Source organism: Sphaerisporangium dianthi, assembly GCF_042654065.1.
Classification (GTDB): domain Bacteria; phylum Actinomycetota; class Actinomycetes; order Streptosporangiales; family Streptosporangiaceae; genus Sphaerisporangium; species Sphaerisporangium dianthi.
The window spans coordinates 281,717-303,285 of sequence record NZ_JBHSFP010000006.1 but is presented as its reverse complement, the minus strand read 5'-3'; the positions used below and the strand labels follow the sequence as shown (position 1 = coordinate 303,285).

Annotated in this window: 19 protein-coding genes; 9 read left to right on the top strand and 10 right to left on the bottom strand. The window is 73.2% G+C overall.

Translation table 11 applies throughout. From position 1 onward, the window contains the following. Positions 1-117 precede the first annotated feature (117 nt). From ACFO60_RS12615 to ACFO60_RS12595, 5 genes are read left to right on the top strand one after another with little or no spacing between them, the layout of a single operon-like run. On the top strand, positions 118-1,644 hold the full coding sequence (locus ACFO60_RS12615; RefSeq protein WP_380840251.1) for a DUF7847 domain-containing protein: 1,527 nt from the start codon (positions 118-120) through the stop codon (positions 1,642-1,644). Then, on the top strand, positions 1,641-2,285 hold the full coding sequence (locus tag ACFO60_RS12610) for a DUF4129 domain-containing protein (RefSeq protein ID WP_380840250.1): 645 nt from the start codon (positions 1,641-1,643) through the stop codon (positions 2,283-2,285). Before ACFO60_RS12615 ends, ACFO60_RS12610 begins: the two co-directional genes overlap by 4 nt. Then, on the top strand, positions 2,282-3,469 hold the full coding sequence (locus tag ACFO60_RS12605) for a DUF4350 domain-containing protein (protein ID WP_380840249.1): 1,188 nt from the start codon (positions 2,282-2,284) through the stop codon (positions 3,467-3,469). The genes ACFO60_RS12610 and ACFO60_RS12605 overlap by 4 nt, the downstream gene beginning before the upstream one ends. 23 nt (positions 3,470-3,492) lie before the next feature. Further along, positions 3,493-4,590, top strand: coding sequence for an AAA family ATPase (locus tag ACFO60_RS12600; RefSeq protein WP_380840248.1), 1,098 nt, complete (start codon positions 3,493-3,495; stop codon positions 4,588-4,590). Continuing rightward, entirely contained in the window at positions 4,590-5,954 is a 1,365-nt protein-coding gene (locus ACFO60_RS12595; protein ID WP_380840246.1) for a DUF58 domain-containing protein, read from the top strand. The genes ACFO60_RS12600 and ACFO60_RS12595 overlap by 1 nt, the downstream gene beginning before the upstream one ends. A gap of 53 nt (positions 5,955-6,007) precedes the next feature. On the opposite strand, the gene ACFO60_RS12590 is transcribed toward ACFO60_RS12595, so the two are convergent. Then, positions 6,008-6,595: an XdhC family protein gene (locus ACFO60_RS12590; RefSeq protein WP_380840245.1), complete on the bottom strand. Its 588-nt coding sequence runs from the start codon at positions 6,593-6,595 to the stop codon at positions 6,008-6,010. Between the two features lie 176 nt (positions 6,596-6,771). Here ACFO60_RS12590 and ACFO60_RS12585 point away from each other — a divergent pair, with 176 nt between their 5' ends. After that, positions 6,772-7,230, top strand: coding sequence for an NUDIX domain-containing protein (locus tag ACFO60_RS12585; RefSeq protein ID WP_380840244.1), 459 nt, complete (start codon positions 6,772-6,774; stop codon positions 7,228-7,230). A gap of 139 nt (positions 7,231-7,369) precedes the next feature. On the opposite strand, the gene ACFO60_RS12580 is transcribed toward ACFO60_RS12585, so the two are convergent. Together ACFO60_RS12580 and ACFO60_RS12575 are read right to left on the bottom strand one after the other, a co-directional pair. Continuing rightward, a complete protein-coding gene (locus tag ACFO60_RS12580; RefSeq protein ID WP_380840243.1) occupies positions 7,370-9,055 on the bottom strand; it encodes a penicillin-binding transpeptidase domain-containing protein in 1,686 nt (561 codons plus the stop codon). A gap of 274 nt (positions 9,056-9,329) precedes the next feature. Further along, the gene (locus tag ACFO60_RS12575) at positions 9,330-10,037 is read right to left on the bottom strand and encodes an SDR family oxidoreductase (protein ID WP_380840242.1); all 708 of its coding nucleotides are present in this window, start codon (positions 10,035-10,037) and stop codon (positions 9,330-9,332) included. A 59-nt stretch (positions 10,038-10,096) separates the two neighbouring features. Between ACFO60_RS12575 and ACFO60_RS12570 the strand changes: the two genes are divergently transcribed. Beyond that, positions 10,097-10,513 (top strand): MerR family transcriptional regulator, encoded by a 417-nt coding sequence (locus ACFO60_RS12570; protein ID WP_380840240.1) that lies wholly within the window; start codon positions 10,097-10,099, stop codon positions 10,511-10,513. A 99-nt stretch (positions 10,514-10,612) separates the two neighbouring features. Here ACFO60_RS12570 and ACFO60_RS12565 read toward each other — a convergent pair whose 3' ends face one another. Continuing rightward, positions 10,613-11,602, bottom strand: a complete 990-nt coding sequence (locus ACFO60_RS12565; protein WP_380840239.1) for a stage II sporulation protein M — start codon at positions 11,600-11,602, stop codon at positions 10,613-10,615. Positions 11,603-11,640: 38 nt separating this feature from the next. Here ACFO60_RS12565 and ACFO60_RS12560 point away from each other — a divergent pair, with 38 nt between their 5' ends. After that, on the top strand, positions 11,641-12,543 hold the full coding sequence (locus tag ACFO60_RS12560; RefSeq protein ID WP_380840238.1) for an RDD family protein: 903 nt from the start codon (positions 11,641-11,643) through the stop codon (positions 12,541-12,543). A 162-nt stretch (positions 12,544-12,705) separates the two neighbouring features. On the opposite strand, the gene ACFO60_RS12555 is transcribed toward ACFO60_RS12560, so the two are convergent. The 5 genes from ACFO60_RS12555 to ACFO60_RS12535 are packed head-to-tail and all read right to left on the bottom strand — an operon-like array spanning position 12,706 to position 18,673. Then, positions 12,706-13,668: an ABC transporter permease gene (locus ACFO60_RS12555; RefSeq protein WP_380840237.1), complete on the bottom strand. Its 963-nt coding sequence runs from the start codon at positions 13,666-13,668 to the stop codon at positions 12,706-12,708. Between the two features lie 3 nt (positions 13,669-13,671). Then, positions 13,672-14,691: an ABC transporter permease gene (locus ACFO60_RS12550; protein WP_380840236.1), complete on the bottom strand. Its 1,020-nt coding sequence runs from the start codon at positions 14,689-14,691 to the stop codon at positions 13,672-13,674. Positions 14,692-14,743: 52 nt separating this feature from the next. After that, a complete protein-coding gene (locus ACFO60_RS12545) occupies positions 14,744-15,745 on the bottom strand; it encodes an ABC transporter ATP-binding protein (RefSeq protein WP_380840234.1) in 1,002 nt (333 codons plus the stop codon). Further along, positions 15,742-16,791 (bottom strand): ABC transporter ATP-binding protein, encoded by a 1,050-nt coding sequence (locus ACFO60_RS12540; protein ID WP_380840233.1) that lies wholly within the window; start codon positions 16,789-16,791, stop codon positions 15,742-15,744. The genes ACFO60_RS12545 and ACFO60_RS12540 overlap by 4 nt, the downstream gene beginning before the upstream one ends. A gap of 49 nt (positions 16,792-16,840) precedes the next feature. Next, entirely contained in the window at positions 16,841-18,673 is a 1,833-nt protein-coding gene (locus tag ACFO60_RS12535; RefSeq protein WP_380840231.1) for an ABC transporter substrate-binding protein, read from the bottom strand. Between the two features lie 434 nt (positions 18,674-19,107). Between ACFO60_RS12535 and ACFO60_RS12530 the strand changes: the two genes are divergently transcribed. After that, complete coding sequence (locus ACFO60_RS12530) at positions 19,108-20,346, top strand: carboxylate-amine ligase (RefSeq protein WP_380840230.1); 1,239 nt, start codon at positions 19,108-19,110, stop codon at positions 20,344-20,346. Here ACFO60_RS12530 and ACFO60_RS12525 read toward each other — a convergent pair. Beyond that, entirely contained in the window at positions 20,316-21,566 is a 1,251-nt protein-coding gene (locus tag ACFO60_RS12525; RefSeq protein ID WP_380840229.1) for an adenosylhomocysteinase, read from the bottom strand. The genes ACFO60_RS12530 and ACFO60_RS12525 overlap by 31 nt on opposite strands. Positions 21,567-21,569 lie beyond the last annotated feature (3 nt).

Here is a 21,569-nt window from a genome sequence, read left to right as displayed (position 1 = left end):
GGCGTCCGCGGGAGGCCTGCCACAAGTTTGCGCCAAGTGGGTCGCATTCGGCCATCCGAGCGCCTGATCGCGCGGCCTCACACCACGAGCGGGCGTGCGACATGCCAGGATTGGGATATGTCAGACGGTCCCGGCTCCGCGCCCGGCACGCCCCAAGGCTGGGCGCAGAATCAGCCTCCGCCGTACGTCCCCCCGGACCAGACGCCGTGGACCGCCCCTGGCGCGCCGAACCCGCCCGACGGCGAGAAGCCCTCCGGCCGGGCCGCGCAGCCGCCCGCCGAGCAGGACGCCCCCTCCCGGCGACCGGACGCGCCCGCCCACGCACCGCCCGGCGGAGGGACGCCGCAGCACGCGCCGCCCTACGGGGCCCCGCAGGACGGGCCGGCATACGGGGGTCAGCCGCAGTACGCGCCGCCCCCACCCCACGGGCAGCCGCAATACGCGCCGCCCCCGCCCCAGGGGCAGGGACACCCTTACGCGCCGCCGTCGCCCGGCGGGCAGCCGTACCAGCCGGGCCAGTCCGGCCCGCACGGCGGGTACGCGCCCTACGGACAGCCGCCGCCCGGCCATGGCGGGCCGTACGGCTTCCGGCCGCCGCCGCAGGCCCTGCGCCCCGGCATCATCCCGCTCCGCCCGCTGGCGCTCGGCGACATCCTGGACGGCACGATCAAGCTGATCCGGTCGAACCCGAAGGCCACGCTCGGCCTGTCGGCGATCGCCGCCGCCATCGGCACGCTGCCGCTGGCGATCGGCCAGTCGATCTACTACAACTCGATCGGCGGGTTCCTCACCGACCCCGGCGCCCTCCAGGAGGGTGACGAACTGCCCCTCGGCGGGCTGATCGCCCAGCTCGGCGGTGCGCTGCTGAGCCTGATCATGCAGTTCATCCTGGTCACCGTGCTGACCGGCATGCTCACCCGGGTGCTCGGCCGGGCCGTCTTCGGCGGCCGCATCACCATCGGGGAGGCCTGGCGGCTCACCCGGTCGCGCCTTCCCGCGCTGTTCGGGCTCGCCCTGCTCACCGGCCTGCTCGCGGTGCTGCCGCTCGCCCTGGCGGTGCTGCTCGTCGTGCTCGTCGCGACCGCCGCCTCGCAGGTCGCCATCGGGCTCACCGTGGTCGCGCTCGTCGTGGCCTATGTCGCCTACGTCCTGGCGCTCAGCGCGCGCTTCTCGATGGCGTCGGCGACGATCGTGCTCGAGCGGCGCGGCGTCTTCGACGCGATGCGCAGGTCGTGGCGGCTGGTCGGCACCGGCTTCTGGCGCGTGCTCGGCATCCTGGTGCTGACCCAGCTGCTGGCCGCCATGCTGGGCTACGTCCTGTCGCTGCCTGTCACCGTCATCAGCCTCGTCGTGTCGTTCGGCGGCCAGGGAAGCGTCGTCGCCGCGGTGATCACCACGATCCTGCTCACGCTCGGCGGCATCCTCGGCTCGATGGTCACCTATCCCGTCCAGGCGGGGGTCAACGGCCTGCTGTACACCGACCTGCGGATGCGCGCCGAGGCGTTCGACCTGGTCCTGCAGACCGCCGCGATCGAGCAGCAGCGCCTGGGCTGGGTGCCGGCCACCGCCGACGAGCTGTGGCACCCCTCCCACGCCGCCGGCGGGTCGAGCACGAACGTCCCCGGCCCCACCGCGGCGCCGTGACCGTCGTCGCGGCCGGCGCCATCGCCCTGCTGGACGACGTCGGGCGCGATGAGGCCCGGCGCCGGGCCATCGAAGAGCTGGTCAAGCCCGAATACCAGCAAGAGTCGCTGCTCGAGCGCTTCTACCGGATGTTCAGGGAGTTCCTCGACAGCCTGCTCGACAGCACGCCGGGAGGGGTGCCGGGCGGTGTCCTGGCGCTGCTCGTGGTGCTCCTCATCGTCGCCGCGCTGGTCGTCCTCGTCGTCTGGCGGGCCCGCAAGGCCACCGGTGCCCGCCGCGCGGCGGCCGAGGGCCTGTTCGGGCCCAAGGCGCGCACCGCCGGCGAGCACCGCGCCGAGGCCGAGCGCCTCGCCGGCGAGTCGCGCTGGGCCGAGGCCGTCCAAGAGCGGCTGCGCGCGATCGCGCGCGACCTGGAGGACCGCGCCATCGTGGCGCCGCAGCCCGGCCGCACGGCCGACGAGCTGGCGGTGACGGCCGGACGCGAGCTTCCCTCCCTCGCGCCCGCGCTGGCCGCCGCCGCCCGGCTGTTCGACGACGTCACCTACGGCCAGGCGCCCGGCACCGCTGAGGGATACCGGTCGATGTCCGACCTCGACGCGGACGTCAGAGCGGCCCGTCCCGCCGCGGCGGGGGTCTCATGACCCTCGCCGCGCCCGCACGGGAGGCCGCGCCGCCCGGGCCCGCCACCTCGGCGTCCACCTCGCCCACCGCGCGGAGCATGTGGCGCGGCAGCCGCGGCATGGTGCTGCTCGGCGTGCTCGTGGTGCTGGTCTCCGCCGGCGCCGCGCTGCTCGCCGGCACCTCGGCGGAGGGCCGCAGGCTCGACCCCGCGGACACCTCGCTGACCGGCGGCAGGGCGCTCGCCCAGATCCTGCGCGGCCACGGCGTCCGGGTCGAGCGGGTCTCCACGGTGGACGACGTCGTGCGCCTGGACGGGCCCGGCAGCCGGGTCCTGGTGTCGGACACCTCGTTCCTCACCGACGACGAGATCTCGCGGCTCTCACGTACGCGGGCGCACCGGCTGATCGTGGGCACGGTGGACGGCCTCTCCCGGCTGGCCCCCGGCGTGACCCCCTCGGGCGACGCCACGACGCGTTCCCGTGAGCCCCGGTGCGCCTTCCCCTCCGCCGTTCGGGCGGGCAGCGCCCACCTGGGCGGCACGCTGTTCACCGTGCCGCGCGGGTCGATCGGCTGCTACGCCGCCGAAGACGGCGCGAGCCTGGTGCACTCGCCGGGCTCCCGCACGGTGACCGTGGTCGGGGACGACTCCTTCATGACCAACATGCGGCTCGCCGAGGACGGCAACGCCGCGCTGGCGATGAACCTCGCGGGCGCCCAGCCCGTGCTGATCTGGCTGGTCGCGCCCGACCAGCCGCGGGCGGTCCCCGGCTCCGGGGAGGCGAGCGCCGCCGACCTCATCCCGCCGGGCGTCCCCTGGGCCGTGGTGCAGCTCGGCGTCGCGCTCGCGGTGGTGGCGTTCTGGCGGGGCCGCCGCCTCGGTCCCGTCGTGGTGGAGCGGTTGCCGGTGGTCGTCCGCGCGGCCGAGACCGTCGAGGGCCGCGGCCGCCTCTACCGGGCGCGCCGTGCCCGCGACCGGGCGTCGGCCACGCTGCGCGCCGCGTGCGCCGCCCGGCTCGTCCCGCGGCTCGGGCTGTCCGGGGAGGCGACTCCGATCGAGATCGTCGCCGCGACCGCGCTGCGCACCGGGCAGGATGCGGTCTGGGTACGTTCAGTGATGTACGGCCCGACACCCACCGGCGATGCCGGGCTCATCGCCTTGGCGGGCCACCTCGACACCCTGGAAAGGCAGGTACGAGAGCAGTGACCACTCCTCCGCCCGGAGCCCCGATGAGCGGACCACCCGGTCACGCTTGGCCCGCGGCGCCCCCCTCCGCGTCCACCCCGGCCACGCCCCCCGCGCCGCAGGCGGCGACCGGCGGCGAGCCCGCGCGCGAGGGCGGCGAGCCCGCACGGCCCGTCGTCGTGCACGCGAACGGCCCCGGGGACCAGGCCAGGGCGGCGCTCGGCGCGCTGCGCGCCGAGGTGGCCAAGGCGGTGGTGGGGCAGGACGCCGTGGTCACCGGCCTGGTCATCGCCCTGCTCTGCAGGGGGCACGTCCTGCTGGAAGGCGTTCCCGGCGTCGCCAAGACGCTTCTTGTGCGCACGCTCTCCTCCACGCTGTCCCTCGGCTTCAAGCGCGTCCAGTTCACCCCTGACCTCATGCCGGGCGACGTCACCGGCTCGCTGGTCTACGACGCCAAGACGGCGGAGTTCGCCTTCCGCGAAGGGCCGATCTTCACCAACCTGCTGCTCGCCGACGAGATCAACCGCACGCCGCCGAAGACCCAGGCCGCGCTGCTGGAGGCCATGGAGGAGCGGCAGGTCAGCGTCGACGGCTCGCCGGTGCGGCTGCCCGACCCCTTCGTGGTGGTCGCCACGCAGAACCCCATCGAGTACGAGGGCACCTACCAGCTGCCCGAGGCGCAGCTCGACCGGTTCCTGCTCAAGCTCACCGTGCCGCTGCCGCCCCGCGACCAGGAGATCGCGGTGCTCGAACGGCACGCGCTCGGTTTCGACCCCAAGGACCTCTCGCACGTCAGGCAGGTGGCCTCCGCCGCCGACCTGGCCGCCGGGCGTGCCGAGGTCGCCAAGCTGCACGTCGCGCCCGAGGTGCTCGGGTACATCGTGGACCTCGCGCGGGCGACGCGCACGTCCCCGTCGCTGCAGCTCGGCGTGTCCCCCCGCGGGGCCACGGCGCTGCTGGCCGCGGCACGCGCGTGGGCCTGGCTGTCGGGACGCTCGTACGTCACGCCCGACGACGTGAAGGCGCTGGCCAAGCCCGCGCTGCGGCACCGCGTGCAGCTGCGCCCCGAGGCCGAGCTGGAGGGGGCGACGCCGGACGGCCTGCTCGACGGCGTCCTCGCGTCGGTCCCGGTCCCCCGCTGATGGCGCTCACCGGCCGCGCGGGGCTGGTCGCCGCGCTCGGCGCGGTCGTGGTGCTGTTCGCGCCGCGGCCGGGCTACGCCGTGCTCGGGCTGCTGCTGGTGCTCGCGGCGCTGGTCGCGGTGGACCTGCTGCTGGCCGGCGGCGTCCGCCCTCTGCGCTTTCGCCGGGGCGGCGAGCGGCTCGTGCGGCTGGGCGAGTCGGTGACCGTGGAGCTCATCGTGGAGAACCCCGGACGCCGCCGCGTCCGTGGCACGCTGCGGGACGCGTGGCCGCCGTCGGCAGGGGCCGCGCCGCGCCACCTGCGCGCGGACGTCCCCGCCGGTGAGCGGCGCCGCCTCACGACGACGCTGACGCCGTCGCGGCGCGGCGACCGGGAGGCCGTCACGGTGACGGTGCGCTCGCTCGGCCCGCTCGGCATCGCCGCGCGCCAGGGGTCGCACAAGGTGCCGTGGTCGGTGCGCGTGCTTCCGCCCTTCCTCAGCCGCAAGCACCTGCCCGCGAAGCTGTCCAGGCTGCGCGAGCTGGAAGGGCAGCATCCCGCGCTCGTGCGCGGACAGGGCACCGAGTTCGACTCCCTGCGCGAGTACGTCGTCGGCGACGACGTGCGTTCGATCGACTGGCGGGCCACGGCGCGCCGTTCGGACGTCGTCGTGCGCACCTGGCGCCCCGAACGCGACCGGCGGGTGCTGATCGTCCTGGACACGGGCCGCACGGCCGCCGGCCGCGTCGGCACCTCCCCGATCCCCGTGGCGGGCGGCGGCGACGGCGCCCCGGACCCTTCAGGGGCGCGGGGCGCGGCGGGGTGGCCGCGGCTCGACTGGTCGATGGACGCGGCGCTGCTGCTGGCCGCGCTCGCCACCAGGGCCGGTGACCGCGTCGACTTCCTCGCCCACGACCGCGCCGTGCGGGCGTGGACGTCCGGCGCGTCCCGCACCGACTCGCTGACCGCCCTGGTCAACGTGATGGCCCCCATCGACGCCGAACTGGTCGAGTCCGACTCGGCGGCCATGGCGGCGGCCGTGCTGGCCCGCGCGAAACGGCGCTGCCTGGTCGTCCTGCTGACCGACCTCAACCCCGCGGCCATGGACGAGGGCCTCCTGCCGGTGCTGCCGCAGCTCTCCGCACGCCACCTGGTGCTGGTCGCCGCGGTCGCCGACCCGCGCGTCGCCGAGATGGCGGCCGGGCGCGGCACGGCGGAGCTGGTGTACGACGCGGCGGCGGCCGAGCACCTGCGCGGGCAGCGCGCCCGGCTCACCGCTCTGCTGCGCCGCCAGGGCTGCGAGGTGGTCGACGCCGCCCCCGACGACCTCGCCCCTGCCCTCGCCGACGCCTACCTCTCCCTCAAGGCCGCCGGCCGCCTCTAGCGCGCGAGAAGCAGGCCGGACCCACCGGGACGCGCTCGCCCGCGTCCCCGCTGTCAGAAGGCGAAGCCGCCGGGGCGGCCGTTGCGGTCGGCGAGCAGGCCGGCGAGGGTGGACACGGCGATCTCCGGTGGCGTCTTCGAGCCGATGTTCAGGCCGATCGGCCGGTGCACGCGGGCCACCTGCTCGGGCGGCACGCCGAGCGCGGCCAGCGCCGCCACGTGGGGCGCGGTGTGGCGAGGGCTGCCCATCACGCCGATCCACCGGCACGGGAAGCCGAGCAGCTCGTGCAGCAGCTCCCCCAGCTCGGGGCGGTCGTGGTCGGTGAGCACCACGTCGGCGGTGTCGTCCAGCCAGGCCGGGACCTTGGTCACCACCTCGGCGGCGGGCATGCCTTCGGCCGCCACCCGCTCGGCCCGCTCGGCGTCGGGCTCCAGCAGGACGGCCCGGAACCCCAGATCGGCGCCGTAGCGGAGCAGGTGGCCCGCGACCGGCGAGCTGAACACGGCGACGAGGGTCCGCTCGTCCCCCTGGGACGCGCCGGCGGCCCCGGGCGCCGCCTCACCGTGCGCCACGGCGCAGGCCGGGTCCGTTTCGTGGACGTGGTCACGGTCATGGTCATGGTCGTCATGCGAGTGGCCCATAGCCGCAGTCTCGCACCCGCTCCCGCACCCCGCACAGCACCATCCGGGGCGCCTGGGCGGCCACGGGCTTCCCCATGGGACCGTCAGCGCGCTGATCACTGACCTATCGTGTGACGTCGCGAAGCGGGCTGGGCAAGGCGGGCGAGGAGCGGCGTGCGGAACTTCGAAGGAGCGGCGTGCGGAAGTTGATGGTGCGGGCCTGGCGGGCCCTTCGCCCCGTCCAGTGGCGGGTGCTGTGGTTCACCCACGCGAAGTTCATGGTCGGGGTCACCGGGGTCGTGCGCGACGCCGAGGGCAGGGTGCTCCTGGTGAAGCACCGGTTCTGGCCGGAGGGCCGCCAGTGGGGGCTGCCCGGCGGCTACGCGAAGAAGTCCGAGACCTTCGAGGACACCCTGGTCCGCGAGGTCCGCGAGGAGACCGGGCTGGACATCCGGGTGCTCGGCCTCACGCTGCTCAAGAGCGGCTACCGGCTGCGGGCGGAGGTCGCCTTCGAGGCCGAGCTCATAGGCGGCGCGATCGGCCTCGACTCATTCGAGATCATCGAAGCCGGCTGGTTCGCCGCCCACGAACTGCCCGCCGGCCTCCGGGAACCCCACCGCCTCCTCATCAACGGCTTCCCGAGCGCGAACGCCTGACCTCCCCGGCGGCCTCTCCACGAGCCTCCGCACCCTGCGGAACAGAGCGTGCTCGTTCGGCACCGGGTCGGCGGGGCGGTGAGTCGTGGATGTGGCACCGCCGCACGGCGGGAACCCGGCGAACGTCGCGGATACGACGCTAGAGGGCATGGAGGAACTTGGCGGCGATGGGAGCGGCCGTGGCGCCGCCGCTGCCGCCGTTCTGGACGAACACCGCGAAGGCCAGCGAATCGCGATATCCGATGAACCACGCGTGCGGGGACGCGCCCTGGACCTCGGCGGTGCCGGTCTTGCCGGAGGTCCCGGCGGGCAGTCCGGCCCGCGCGGCGGTGCCCTGCGTGACGACGGCCCTCATCATGGTGCGGAGCCCGGCCGCGATGCCCGGGTCCAGCGGCGCCGGGGCCGGTGATCCCGCGGGCGGGGACTCGGTCATGACGGCGGGCTTCCACGTGCCGCTCGCGACCGCGGCGGCGACCTCGGCCATGCAGAGCGGGCTGCCCTGCACCGAGTTCTGCCCGATGGCGTCCGCGCCCAGGTCGTCCAGGCCCCCGTACGGCCGGATGCGGCAGGTGCTCAGCCCCGGCTTCTCGCGGAAGCCGAACCGGTCGGCCGCCTCCGCCCGCAGGCGGTCGTCGCGCAGCCGCTCGTAGGCCTGCCGGACGAACGTCGTGTTGCACGAGAGCGCGAAGGCCGTGGTCAGGGTCACGGTGCCGTGGTCGGCGCCGCCGTCGTTGTGGAAGCTGCGGGCGTTCGGGATGGTGTAGGCGCCCGGGCACGCCACCTGCGCGTCCGGCGCGAGTCCCGAACGGAGCAGCGCCGCGGCGGTCACCACCTTGAACGACGACCCCGGCGGGTACAGGCCGTTGAACGCCCGCTTGCCGCCGAGGGTGTCGGCCACGGCCCGCACCTGCCCGCTCCGCGCGTCCAGCGCCACGATCGCCGCCGGCCGCCCGACACCGTCCAGGGCCCGCGCCGCGGCCTTCTGCACCGGCCCCGAGATGGTCGTCCGCGTCGCCTGCGGCGCCGTGTCCGGGGTGGCCAGCAGGACCTTCCCGGACGGGACCTCCTCAAGGGCGAGGCGGACCGCGGCGGCGCCCAGGCCGGGGAAGTAGTCCCCGGCCCTGCTGTCCGCGGGGAACGGCCTGCCCTCGCGGGTGAGCGCGGCCGGCCGGGCCACCTTGGTCTCCTTCAGCCGCAGCGCGCCGCCGTTCTTGAGCGAGGGGTGCAGCGTCTCGGGACCCCACATCACCCTCCACGCCCCGTCGCGCCGCGCCAGGCGCAGCACCGAGGCGAAGTCCCACCTGCCGAGGCCGGTCACCTGGCGGGTCCCCTGGAACGGAACCTCCGCGGCGTCGGCGCCCTGGAGGCGCGGCGTTCCCGGGGCCAGGGCGAGCGAGGCGATGCGCAACTCGGCGCTGAACCGCCGGTGCCGGTCGGCGAAGTCCGCCGGCGGGTCGGCCACCAGCCCGGACATGGCCGAGAAGTCGCCGGCCTGCCAGGCGGCGAAGTATCGGGCCGCCACCACGTCCGGACCCTCCTGCGAGGCGGGCGGCGCGGGGGCGGACGACACGGGGACGACCGGCGGGTTCGACGGCATGGCCGTCACCAGGGGGCTGGGCACCTCAGGGACCGACGTGGCGGAATTCTCCGGCGCGGGCTCGGATGTGGGGGGCGTCGACTCGGCTTTGTGCGTGGGCAGCGGGGACCGCCGTCCGCTGTTCCGCGACGCCTCCAGCGAGTCGGGGGTGGTGAGCATGGCGACCACGCCGAAGACGACGATCAGCACCACCGCCCCGACCATGACCAGCGGCCACCGAGTACGCATGCGCCTCCACCACCGGTGTCCACGGGACCGGCAAACGGGAAAGAGATCACAAAAACCATATCCCGCCCAACCGACAAATCAGATCTCATCCCCCCAGGTCCGGCCCCTAACCCGCATTACCTCCCGACCACCCCAACGAATGACGCGCTCGCCTAGACCGGCGCGCCCGCAACGAAGCCACGAACTCCAGCGAGCGGGTGCGGCTCCATGCACGCGCTGCGGCCTGAAGGCCATGGTCGCGGCCGCCGCGACCATGGCCCTCAAAATCGCCAGGTCAGACAGAGAGGGCCGCCGCCGCTTCCCGGTAGACGACATCCGGGTCCTCCGACATCCAGGCCTTCACCTGGCGGCTCCAGTCGTCGGCGAGCACCTCGGGCCGGTGTCCCTCGATGCCGTCCAGGGCTGCCGCGACGATCACCTCGGGGGCGGTCTTGTCGCCCTCGTACCAGGCCATCATGTCGGTGTCCGCGGCGCCCAGGTGCAGGCCCGTCACCAGGGTGCGCTGGCCGGCCAGCTCCAGGCGGACGTTGTTGGTGAGCGCCCACTCGGCGGCCTTGGCCGCGTGGTAGGCGCCCGCACCGTCGACGGCGAGCCACGAGATCGCGGACAGCACGTTGAGGATCGCGCCGTCGGCCAACTGGGGCGCGAAGGCGCGGATCACGTTGAGGGTGCCGTAGAAGTGCGTGTCCATCTCGCGGCGGATCATGTCGAGGTCCCCGGTGACCAGGTTCGCCCCCGTCGAGATTCCCGCGTTGTTGATGACGATCTTGACATCGGGCGCCGCCGCCGCCGCGTCGGCGACCGATGCCGGATCGGTGACGTCGAGTCGCAGCGGGACGACCCCTGGCACGTCGATGAGGTCCGGGCGCCGGGCGGTCGCGTACACCTTGCCGGCGCCGCGGTCGAGAAGGGAAAGGGCGAACTGCCGGCCCAGGCCGCGGTTGGCGCCGGTGACCAGCACATGTGCTCCGTTGATCTGCATGCCGGATACGGTAGAACCTGACGTTGACGTCAGAGGCAAGTGTCGTGATGGAGGCCACAGTGCGTATCGGCGAGTTGGCGGCGCGGTCAGGCGTCAGCGTACGGGCCCTGCGCTACTACGAGGAGCAGGGGCTGCTGGAGGCGGGCCGGAGCGGCTCCGGACAGCGCCATTACCCCGAGGCCGCGGCCGACCGGGTCCAGCTCATCCAGACGCTCTACGCGGCCGGCCTGTCCAGCCGGACCATCGCCGAGCTGCTGCCCTGCGTCGAGGCCAAGGTCAACACTCCGGAGTCGCGGGCCCTGCTGACCGCCGAGCGTGACCGCATCGACGCCCAGATCGCCGCGCTGACCCGTACCCGTGACCACCTCGACGCGGTCATCCTGCTCTGCGGAAGCCCTGCAAGCGGCTGCAGGTACATCCCCGACCAGGACCTCGCCGCGCAGGCGAATTACGCCGCTTACTCCGCGACGCCGTGATCGCGACGGCACGAACGTCGCCCTGAGGGATACAGCGCCGGAGGCACCATTTCGAAGAGGCGGCCACCATCACCACGCCGCCGGTTGTTGTGGTGGGAGTCAGGTGGAGGGGGCCACGTCGGGGGTGCGTTCGAGGTCGCCGCTCTCGCCCGCGCGAAGGGCGCGGCGGCCGAAGTACACGACGTACGCCAGGAAGGCGGCCTCCGCGAGCACGCCGGTGCCGATGCGCGCCCACGTGGGAAGCGGCGACGGCGTCACCATGGCCTCGATCAGGCCGGAGACCAGCAGCACCACGACCAGGCCCAGCGCGACGCTCACCACGGCGCGCCCCTGTTCGGCGAGCGCCTCGGCGCGGCTTCGCGGCCCCGGGTCGATCGCCGTCCACCCGAGCCGCATGCCGACGGCGGCGGCCAGGAAGACGGCCGTCAGCTCCAGCAGGCCGTGCGGGGTGATCAGGCCGAAGAACACGTCCAGCCGGTCGCGCGAGGCCATGAGACCGCCTGAGATGCCGACGTTCGCGGCGTTCTGCCACAGGATGTAGGGGATCGGGATGCCGAGGAGGACCGACATCGCGATGACCTGCATCGACACCCAGGCGTTGTTGATCCACACCTGCCCGGCGAACGCCCCGGCCGGATGCTCGGAGTAGTAGTCGGCGAAGTCGTGCTCGACGAGCTGCTTGATCTGCTCGGGCCCGGCGATCGCCGCCTGCACGTCGGCGTTGCGCGCGACCCACACGCCGAGCACGACCGAGACCGCCAGGAAGACGACGGTCGTGCCCGCCCACCACCAGCGCGCCCGGTAGGCCACCACAGGGAAGGAGACGGTGAAGAACCGGATGAACTCGCGCCAGGCGGGGGTGTGCGCGCCCGTCACGGCCGAGCGCGCCCGTGCGACCAGCGCCGACAGCCGGCCCACGAGCAGCCGGTCGGAGCCCGACCTGACGATGGACAGGTGGGTCGCCACGCGCTGGTAGAGGTCCACCAGCTCGTCGACCTCCGGGCCGGTCAGCGAGCCGCGATGGCGCACCAGCGTCTCGAGCCGGTCCCACGTCGGCCTGTGCACGGAGACGAACGCGTCGATGTCCACGCACGAAAGCCTATTGGCCCGATGGATAGGGTGGAGGCGTGGCAGATGTGGTGACCGGTGAGGCCGTCGTCGTCGAGGTGCGGGTGGCCCAGCTGCCGAGCCGCGCGGTGGCCCTGATGATCGACATGCTGCTGCAGTTCGCGGCCATCATCGGGCTGTCCATGCTGTTCGGCATGCTCTCGATCGTCACCGAGGAGGCCTTCGCCGCCGCGCTGACGATCCTGCTGGGCGCCCTGGTGATGGTCGGCTACCCGGTGATCTTCGAGACGCTGGGCCGCGGCCGCAGCCTCGGAAAGCTGGCCCTCGGGCTGCGGGTGGTCAGCGACGACGGCGGGCCCGAGCGGTTCCGGCAGGCCATGTTCCGCGGGCTGGCCGGGCTGATCGAGTTCTGGCTGCTCTTCGGGGCGCCCGCGCTGATCAGCTCGCTGGTCAACGAGCGCGGCAAACGGCTCGGCGACGTCTTCGCGGGCACCATCGTGATCTCCGAGCGGGCTCCGCGGCAGGCGCCGCCGCCCGAGATGCCGCCGCCGCTGGCCGCGTGGGCCACGACACTGGAGCTGTCCCGGCTGCCGGAGGATCTCGCCGCGACGGCCCGGCAATACCTGTCGCGCTGGCACCAGCTCTCCCCCGCCGTCCGCCACGAGATGGGCGTGCGCATCGCCGGTCAGTTCGCGTCGTTCGTCTCGCCGCCGCCTCCGCCCGCCGCGCCGCCCTACGCCTACCTCGCCGCCGTCCTGGCCGAGCGCCGCCGCCGCACGCAGGCGCGGCTGACCCTCCAGGCGTCGCAGGCGCGATCGATGTCGTCCGCCCCCTCCTTCGCCGGCCTGCCGGTGGCGCCGCCCCCTCCGCCGCATTTTCCCGCCCCGTTCCCTTCGCCCGCTTCGCCGCCCTCACCTGGGGGAACACGGCCTACGGCCGGTGGTTTCCTCCCTCCTGTCTAGATTTCGGAGGCATGCTGAGGCATACATGCCCCGATAAGGGGCACGGAGACGTCCAGCGGGCCACTGGGGCATTGGCCCGCTACGTGGGAACGGGTGTGGCCGGCGCGCGAGGGAGAGGACGCGCCGGCCACACCCACGTACGGCCCCGGCTTCCCGCGCCGCTCAGGCGAGCCTGACGCGGGCGTCCAGGAAGGCGTAGGCCACGTCGACCAGCAGGTTGGCGACGACCACGGCCGCCGCCGTGATCAGCACCACACCCATGATCACCGGCAGGTCGCCGCTCACGAACGCCTGGACGACCGCCTGCCCGACGCCGCCGAGCCCGAAGACCGACTCGGTGACCACCACTCCGCCGATCAGCGTCCCGACGTCCACGCCGAGTTGTGAGACCACCGGCGTCAGCGCCGAGCGCAGGCCGTGCCGCACGATGACCCGCCGCTCTGGCACGCCTTTGGCGCGCGCCGTCCTGATGTAGTCCTCTCCGAGCACGTCGAGCATCGAACCCCGCGTGAGCCGCAGGTAGGTCGCCGCCTGCACGGTGGCGAGCGTGACCCAGGGCAGGATCAGATGCCGCGCCCACTCGGCCGGGTCCTGCCAGAGGTCCACGTAGGAGTCCGGCGGGAAGATCGGGAGCCCGGCCTTGGTGAGCTGGAAGAACAGCAGGTACAGCAGCAGCAGCCCGATCACGAACGTCGGCATCGAGACCCCGGCCAGCGCCAGGAACGTCAGGATCCGGTCGAGCGGCGAGCGGGCCCGAGTGGCGCTGAGCACGCCCGCGCTGACGCCGACCAGGAACCACAGCGCCGCGCCGCCGATCACCAGGGACAGGGTCGGCGGGAGGTCGGCGGCGACGAGCTTGCCGACCGATTCGCCGTTGAAGTACGACTTGCCGAGGTCGCCGTGCAGCAGACGGCCCATGTACTGGCCGTACTGCACGAGGACGGGCTGGTCGAGGCCGAGGTCGCGCCGGATGAGGTCGACCTGTTCCTCGGTGGCCTGGCGGCCGGCGAGCGTGCGGGCCGGGTCGCCGGGGGCCACGAAGAACATGAAGAACGTCCCGAGCGTGACCAGCCACAGGACGACCACGCCGAGCAGCACGCGCCGGATGATGAAGCGGCGGAACATCGGTCAGCCCTCCGTGGAGTTCTCGTTCGCGCGGGGGCCGCGCCCGCCGGACGCGCGCCGGTCGCGGGCGCGTCTGCGCAGGACGCCTCTGCGCCGGCTGAACAGGCGCTCCGTGCGCGGGTCGATGGCGTCGCGCACGCCGTCGCCGAGCAGGTTGAACGCGAGCGTGGCCAGCAGCAGGGTGCCCGCCGGGAAGGTGAGGTACCACCAGGCCACCCGGTAGAAGCCCTGCGCCTCGCTGAGCAGGTTGCCCCAGGACGGCGTGGGCGGGACGATGCCGAGCCCGAGGTAGGACAACGTGGACTCGAACACGATGGCCGCGGGCACCAGCAGCGTGACCAGCACGATCACCGGGGCGAGCAGGTTCGGCAGGATGTCGACGACCATGATGCGCGCGTCGCTCGCGCCGAGCGACTTGGCCGCCTCGACGTACTCCCGCTCCTTGATCGACATCGTCTGCCCGCGCACGATGCGGGCGATCGCGGCCCAGGAGTAGAACGCGATCACCCCGATCGTGGCGGTCAGCGACGGCCCGGCGATGGACACGACCGCGATCGCGAAGATCAGGTACGGGAACGAGAGCACGACGTCCATCAGGCGCGACAGCAGCGTGTCGACCACGCCGCCGTAGAAGCCGGCCAGCAGCCCCACGGCGACGCCGAGCAGCGCGGCGATGCCGGTGGACGCCACGCCGACGACCAGCGACACCCGAGCCCCGTACAGCACCCGGATGAACAGGTCGCGGCCGAGGCGGTCGGTGCCGAACCAGAAGGCGCCGTTCGGCGGCACCGGGAGCCCCTGGCCGGTGATGCCGACGTCCCGGAACTGCTCGTCGGGGCCGTGGCCGCTCCACTCGGCGATCAGCGGCGCGGCCGCGGCCAGCACGAGCATGAGCAGCACGACGACCGCCGAGGTCAGGGCCACCTTGTCGGTCCGGACGCGGGCCCAGGCCAGGGCCCAGGGACTGCGTCCCGCGATGGGCGCGCCGGGCACGGTCTCGGGGCGCATCTCGGTGAGGGTCACCTCGTCCCCCTCTCACGGTGCGGCTCCGCCCGCGGGCGCGTGTGGGTGAAGGTCAACTCCTCCCCCTCTCACCGGCCGGCGGGTCGCCGCCGATCGGGAAGTGGCAGGCCGCCAGGTGCGCCGCGCCTTCCAGCAGGGGCTCCCTGACCGCGCAGACGTCCCCGGCGCGCGGGCACCGGGGGTGGAACCGGCAGCCGGACGGCGGGTCGATCGGCGAGGGCACGTCGCCGGTGAGGACGACCCGGCCGCGCCGGTCGGCGGCGTCAGGGTCGGCGACGGCCGTGGCGGACAGCAGCGCGTCGGCGTACGGGTGGCGGGGGTGCTCGTACAGCTCGCCGGCCTCGGCGAGCTCCACGACGCGCCCGAGGTACATCACGGCGATGCGGTCGCTGACGTGCCGGACCACCGACAGGTCGTGCGCGATGAACAGGTACGTCAGCCCGAAGTCGTCCTGGAGGTCCTTGAGCAGGTTGAGGATCTGGGCCTGGACGGACACGTCGAGCGCCGACACCGGCTCGTCGCAGATGATCAGCCGGGGCCGCAGCGCCAGGGCGCGGGCGACGCCGATGCGCTGGCGCTGGCCGCCGGAGAACTCGGCGGGGAACCGGTTGTAGTGCTCGGGGTTGAGCCCGACCCGCTCCATCAGCTCGGCGACCGCGCGCCGCCGCTCCTTGGGGGTGCCGATGCCGTGGATGACCAGCGGGTCGGCGATGATCGAGCCGACGCGCCTGCGCGGGTTGAGCGAGCCGTAGGGGTCCTGGAACATCACCTGGACGTCCCGGCGGAACGGCCGCATCGCCCCGCGCGACAGGTTGGTGATGTCCTGGCCGTCGAAGACGACCTTGCCGGAGGTGACCGGGTACAGCCCGGCGATGCACCGGGCCAGGGTGGACTTGCCGCATCCCGTCTCTCCCACCAGGCCGAGCGTCTCGCCGGGCGCGAGGGTGAGGCTCACCCCGTCGACCGCGTGCACCTGCCCGACCCTGCGGCGCAGCACGGCGCCCTCGTGGACGGGGAAGTGCTTGACCAGGTCGTCGACTTCGAGAAGGTTCATGCCACCTCTCCGCTCGCCTGGTCCTGGGCCCGCGCGGCGCGCAGCCGCGCGGCCTCCGCCTCCTCGCCCAGGCCGACGGCCTCGTGCGGCAGCCAGCAGGCCGAGGCGTGGTCGCCGTCGCCGGTGACCCGCGCGAGCGGCGGGAGCTCGGCGGCGCAGACGGGCATGGCGTAGCGGCAGCGCGGGTGGAAGGCGCACCCGGGCGGCACGGCGATCATGCTCGGGGGCTGCCCGGGTATCGGCCGCAGCCGGCCCTTCCGCACCCCCGTGCTGCCGGGAATCGACTCCAGCAGGCCCTTGGTGTACGGGTGGTGCGGCCGGTAGTAGATCGTCCGCCGGCCGGCGCGCTCCACCGGGAGCCCGGCGTACATGACCATGACCTCGTCGGCGACGCCCGCCACGACGCCGAGGTCGTGGGTGATCAGCAGCAGCGCGATGTCGAACTCGCGCTGCAGGCGCGTGATCAGGTCGAGGATCTGCGCCTGGACGGTGGCGTCGAGCGCGGTGGTGGGCTCGTCCGCGACCACCAGCCTGGGGTTGAGCGCCAGCGCCATCGCGATCATCGCCCGCTGCCGCATGCCGCCCGAGAACTGGTGCGGGTAGTCGTCCACCCTGCGGTCCGGGCGCGGGATGCCGACCAGGCCCAGCAGCTCCACCGCGCGCCGCCGCGCCTCGGCGCGGCTCACGTTCGCGTCGTGGACGCGGATCAGCTCGGCGATCTGCCAGCCGACCTTGTAGAGCGGGTGCAGGCTGGTCAGCGGATCCTGAAAGATCACGCTTATCGCCGACCCGCGGATCCGCCGGAGCCGCTCCTCGTCCATGGTGAGCAGGTCCATGCCCTCGAAGAGGGCGGTGCCGGAGATGTCGGCCTCGGGGAGCAGGCCGAGGATCGCCTGCGTGCTCACCGTCTTGCCGCTCCCCGACTCCCCGACGATCGCCAGCGTCCGCCCAGGCTCGACGCTGAACGACAGGCCGCGGACGGCCCGCACGAGGCCGTCCGCGGTCGGGAAGCCGACCGTGAGGTCCTTGACTTCCAGAAGGCTCATCGGCCGGTCCTTCGTCCGAGTTCCCCGATCATGGGCTGGGTGCCCTCCATCACGGGCTCGGCGGGTCGAGCCAGAGGTTGGTGACGTCGTAGAGCTGGAACGCGGGCAGGTACAGCGCGTTCTTGACCCGCTTTGCGTGGTAGATCGGCGTGTTCTGGTTCTGGAAGGGGACGATCACCGCGTCGGCCATCACCTTCTGGTCCACCTGGTGCCACAGGGCCGCCGACTTCGCCGCGTCGGGCTCGGCCAGCGCCCGCTTGATCAGCTCGTCGACCTCGGGGTTGCTGTAGCAGCCGTAGTTGGAGGTGCCGGCGGTGCAGTTGGTCTGGAACAGCGGCTGCGCCACCGAGCGCCCGTTGTTGCCGTACCAGTCGGGCACCCAGCCGGGTGCCGAGATATCCCACTTGCTGTCCTTGGCGAGGGACACGTTCTGCAGGAAGGCGCCGTAGTAGTCGCCCTGCCGTACCGGCAGGCCCTTGACCGTGATACCGCATTTCTGCAGGTCGGCGGAGTACGACTGGAAGACCGACGGGTGGTTGCCGGCGTTGCGGTACGCCCCGGTGAGGGTGAGCCCGCCGGGGTACCCGGCCTCGGCGAGCATCTGCTTGCACTTGGCGGGGTCGCCCTCGTCGCCCGGCGTCGGGTACGGGTTGTACTCCTGGTAGCCGATGTTGCCCGGCGGGATGGCGGTGTGCAGCGGCGTGTTGAGCTCCTTGCCGCCGTAGATCTTGCCGATGGCCACCTTGCTGATCGCGTACTCGATGGCCTGGCGCACCTTGAGCTTGCCCACGGCTCCGCCCGCGTTCTTGCTCTGCAGGTTGAACACCAGGTAGGGGTTGGTGATGGCGCCGGGGAAGACCTTGTAGTCCTGGTCGCCGGAGGAGGCGAGGCGCGGGAGCTGCGCGGTCGGCACGGGCAGGTCCCACGACAGGTCGGCGGTGCCGGCCTCCAGCTGCTGCTGCACGCTGTCGGGCTCGGTGACGCCCTGCTTGACCTCGATGGCGTCCACGTACTGGTGGCGGATCGGGTCGGCCTCCTGCTTCCAGGCCGGGTTGCGCTCCAGCCTGATCTCCTTCGTCGCCACGTACTTGGTGATCTTGTAGGGACCGTTGGAGATGACGTGCTGACGGAAGTCGGCGTCGTCGGGGGCGTACTGGTCGTACTCCTGCGGCGCCGCCGAGGCGAAGTTCAGCGACAGGATGTTGAGGAAGTCGGCGGCCGGCTGGACCAGCGTGAACACCAGCGTCTTGTCGTCCTTGGCCCGCACGCCCGAGATGTCATGGGAGTTCTGGAATTCTGCCAGGGCCTTCGGGGTGGGCTTGTCCTTCTCGAACGCCTTGGCATAGGCAGTGCAGTACTCCGCCATGCCCTTGATGGTGCTGGTGTAGTAACCGGGCGCTCCGGCGCCGGCCACCGGGTTGCACAGCCGTTTGAAGCCGCGCACGAAGTCCTGCGCGGTGACCGCCCGCGGCGGCGCGGTGTCCCACTGGACGCCGTCGCGGAGCTTGACGGTGTAGGTGAGCAGGTCCTTGCTCAGGCCGCCGTTCGCCGCGGTGGGGATCTCCGCGGCGACGTCGGGGACGACCTCCAGCGCCTTCTTGAGGTCCGCCCGCGCGGCCAGCGAGAACAGCTGGCGGGCGTAGGAGCGCAGGATGCCGTTCGTCACGGTGTAGTAGGTGCTGGTCGGGTCGAGATGGTCGACGTCGCCGCCGCCGACGAGCCGCAGCGTGCCGCCTCGGACGGGTTCGCCCGCCGGCTGCCGCGCGCCGGCGGAGTTCCCGGTGCCGCCGGTGCCGCCGGTGCCACTGTCGGTCGCGCAGGCCGCGGCGAGCAGCGTCGCCGCCGCCGCGACCGCGATGGTGAGATGGCGCGTTCTGGCCATCTGCCCTCCTCGTTCAGAGATGGGGGGATCCTGGTGGCCGGTCGCGGGGCGGGCACGCGCTATCGTGTCGCTCGGCCCCGCGGCGCGGAGATGGTCGCTCGGATGACGTTCGCTGGGAGATCGAGAGCCGCTCTGATTGAAGGAACCCATTTCCGAGGGCGGCTGTCGAGGCCGGTTACGCAACCGATGGCGATGCGCGATCCATAAGTGATACCGGTACGGTGCCGATACATCAGCAAATCGCAACACAACCGTCGAATAACCGCCTGCCGCACGCCTGACCTGCGGGGACGGTGCCACCGGCCGTGACATTAAAAGGGTGTCCCCGGGACGGGCACGCGCGAGGTAAAACGTGTTTCCGGACTATTGGTAAGGGCATCCACATACTTGAACATCTGCTTCCTCCTGGGATGAACCCGAACGAGGTGAAGCCGATGACGACCTCGCACGCGAAACCTCCTTGCCCGGTGCTGACCATGGGCATGGAGGAGGAGTTCCTGCTGATCGATCCGCGCAGCGGAGGCCTTCGTCCCGTCGCGGACCAGCTCATGCGCCGCCTCGGCGGGGCGGCGGCCTGCCAGGTCGTGCCGGAGCTGACCAAGTGCCAGGTCGAGACCAACAGCGCCGTCCACACCGACCTGCGCGGGCTCGCGGCCGACCTGCTGCGGCTGCGGACCCTCACCGCCGCGGCGGCCTCCGGCGCCGGAGCCGGGCTGGCCGCCTGCGGGACATGCCTGGCCGGGGGCGGCGGCATGCCCGCCCTCAGCTCGTCCCCGCGCTACTGGCGCATGTACGGGCAGTACCGCGCCGTCCTGTACGGGCAGGGGGTCTGTGGCTGCCACGTGCACGTCGGCATCGCCGACCGCGAGGAGGCGGTGCAGGTCAGCAACCACGCGCGGCCCTGGCTGCCGCTCCTGCTGGCCCTGAGCGCCAACTCCCCCATCACCGACGGCAAGGACACCGGCTACGCGAGCTGGCGCGCGATGCTGTGGGCACGCTGGCCGAGCTCCGGTCCTCCGCCCTTCTTCCACTCGGCCGGCCACTACGACAGCCTGCTGCGAGGCCTGCACGCCAGCGGGGCCATCCTCGACCGCGGCATGGTGTACTGGCTGGTCAGGCTGTCCCACCACCTGCCGACCCTGGAGTTCCGCACGGCCGACACCTGCGCCACGGTCGGCGAGGCCGTCATGCTGGCCGGGCTGGTCCGCGCGCTGGCCGCCACCGCCCTCGACGACGTGCGCAGGGGCATCCCGGCCCCGCCGGTCGACCAGACGCTGCTGTGCGCCGCGTACTGGCGCGCGGCCCGCGACGGCATGGAGGGCGACGCCTACGACCTGCTCACCGGCCGCGTCATCCCCGCGTGGACGCTCGCCGAGCGGCTGCTGGAGCGGGTGCGGCCCGGCCTCTCGGCCGGCGGCGACCTGCCCCTGGTGACGGCCGAGCTGGGACGCATGCGGCGCCACGGCTCGGGCGCGGCGCGCCAGCGGGCCGCCTACCGCCGCCGCGACCGGGTGACGGACGTGGCCGAGCTGATCATCAGGCAGACCGTGGGCGTCCCGGAGCTGCTCGGCGGCCCGCCGCCCTCACCGGGCCCCGCCGTCGCCGGGACGCACGCCGCCCCGGTCGGCGGCGCCGCCCGGGCTCAGGAGCCGACCCGCCAGGAGCTCAGGTAGTCGGCCTGGACGGCGGTGAGCGCGTCGATCTCGATGCCGGCCGCGCCGAGCTTCAGCCGCGCCACCTCGGTGTCGATCTCCGCGGGGACGTCGTACACCCCCGGAGCGAGCCGGGCGCGCTCGCCGGCCAGCCACGCGACGGCGAGCGCCTGGGCGGAGAACGACATGTCCATCACGGCCGCGGGATGTCCCTCGGCGGCCGTCAGATTGACCAGGCGTCCCTCGGCCAGCAGGAGGAGGCGCCTGCCGTCCCGCATGACGTACTCGTCGGTGTAGGGCCGCACGCCGAAATTCACCTCCTGCGCCATCCCTTCCAGGGCGCGCACGTCGATCTCGACGTCGAAGTGGCCCGCGTTGGCCAGGATGGCGCCGTCCTTCATCGCGGCCAGGTGCTCGCCGCGGACGACGTCGCGGTTGCCGGTGACGGTGATGAACAGGTCGCCCGCGCGGGCCGCCTCGCTCATCGGCAGCACCTCATACCCCTGCAGGGCGGCGTCCAGCGCCTTGACCGGGTCGATCTCGGTGACGATCACCCGGGAGCCCTGGCCGCGGGCCCGCTCGGCGACGCCGCGCCCGCAGAAGCCGAACCCGGCCACGACGACCGTTCGCCCCGCGAGCAGGATGTTGGTGGCCCGCACGATGCCGTCGAGCGTGGACTGGCCCGTGCCGTACCGGTTGTCGAACATGCGCTTGGTGCGGGTGTCGTTCACCGCGACCATCGGGAAGCGCAGCGCCTGCTCGGCCGCCATCTGGCGCAGCCGGATGATGCCCGTCGTGGTCTCCTCGCAGCCGCCCGAGACTCCGTCCAGCAGCTCGACCCGCTCGGTGTGCAGGATGTTGACCAGGTCGCATCCGTCGTCCAGCACGAGATCGGGCCCGATGTCGAGCGCCTCGTGGATGTGGCGGTAGTAGGTGCCGCGGTCGACGCCGGCCCGCGCGTGCACCTCGACCCCGTAGGACCGCAGCGCCGCCGCGACGTCGTTCTGCGTGGACAGCGGATTGGACGCCGCCAGCGCGATCTCGGCCCCGCCCGCCTTGAGCGCGCCGACGAGCACCGCGGTCTCGGCCGTCACGTGCAGGCAGGCGGCGATCTTCAGGCCTTCCAGCGGGCGCGTCTCGTCGAAACGCGCCCCGATGGCGCGGAGCACGGGCATGGAGCGCAGCGCCCAGTCGATGCGCCGCTCCCCCGCCTCGGCGAGCGGCGCGTCCTCGACCTCCACGGT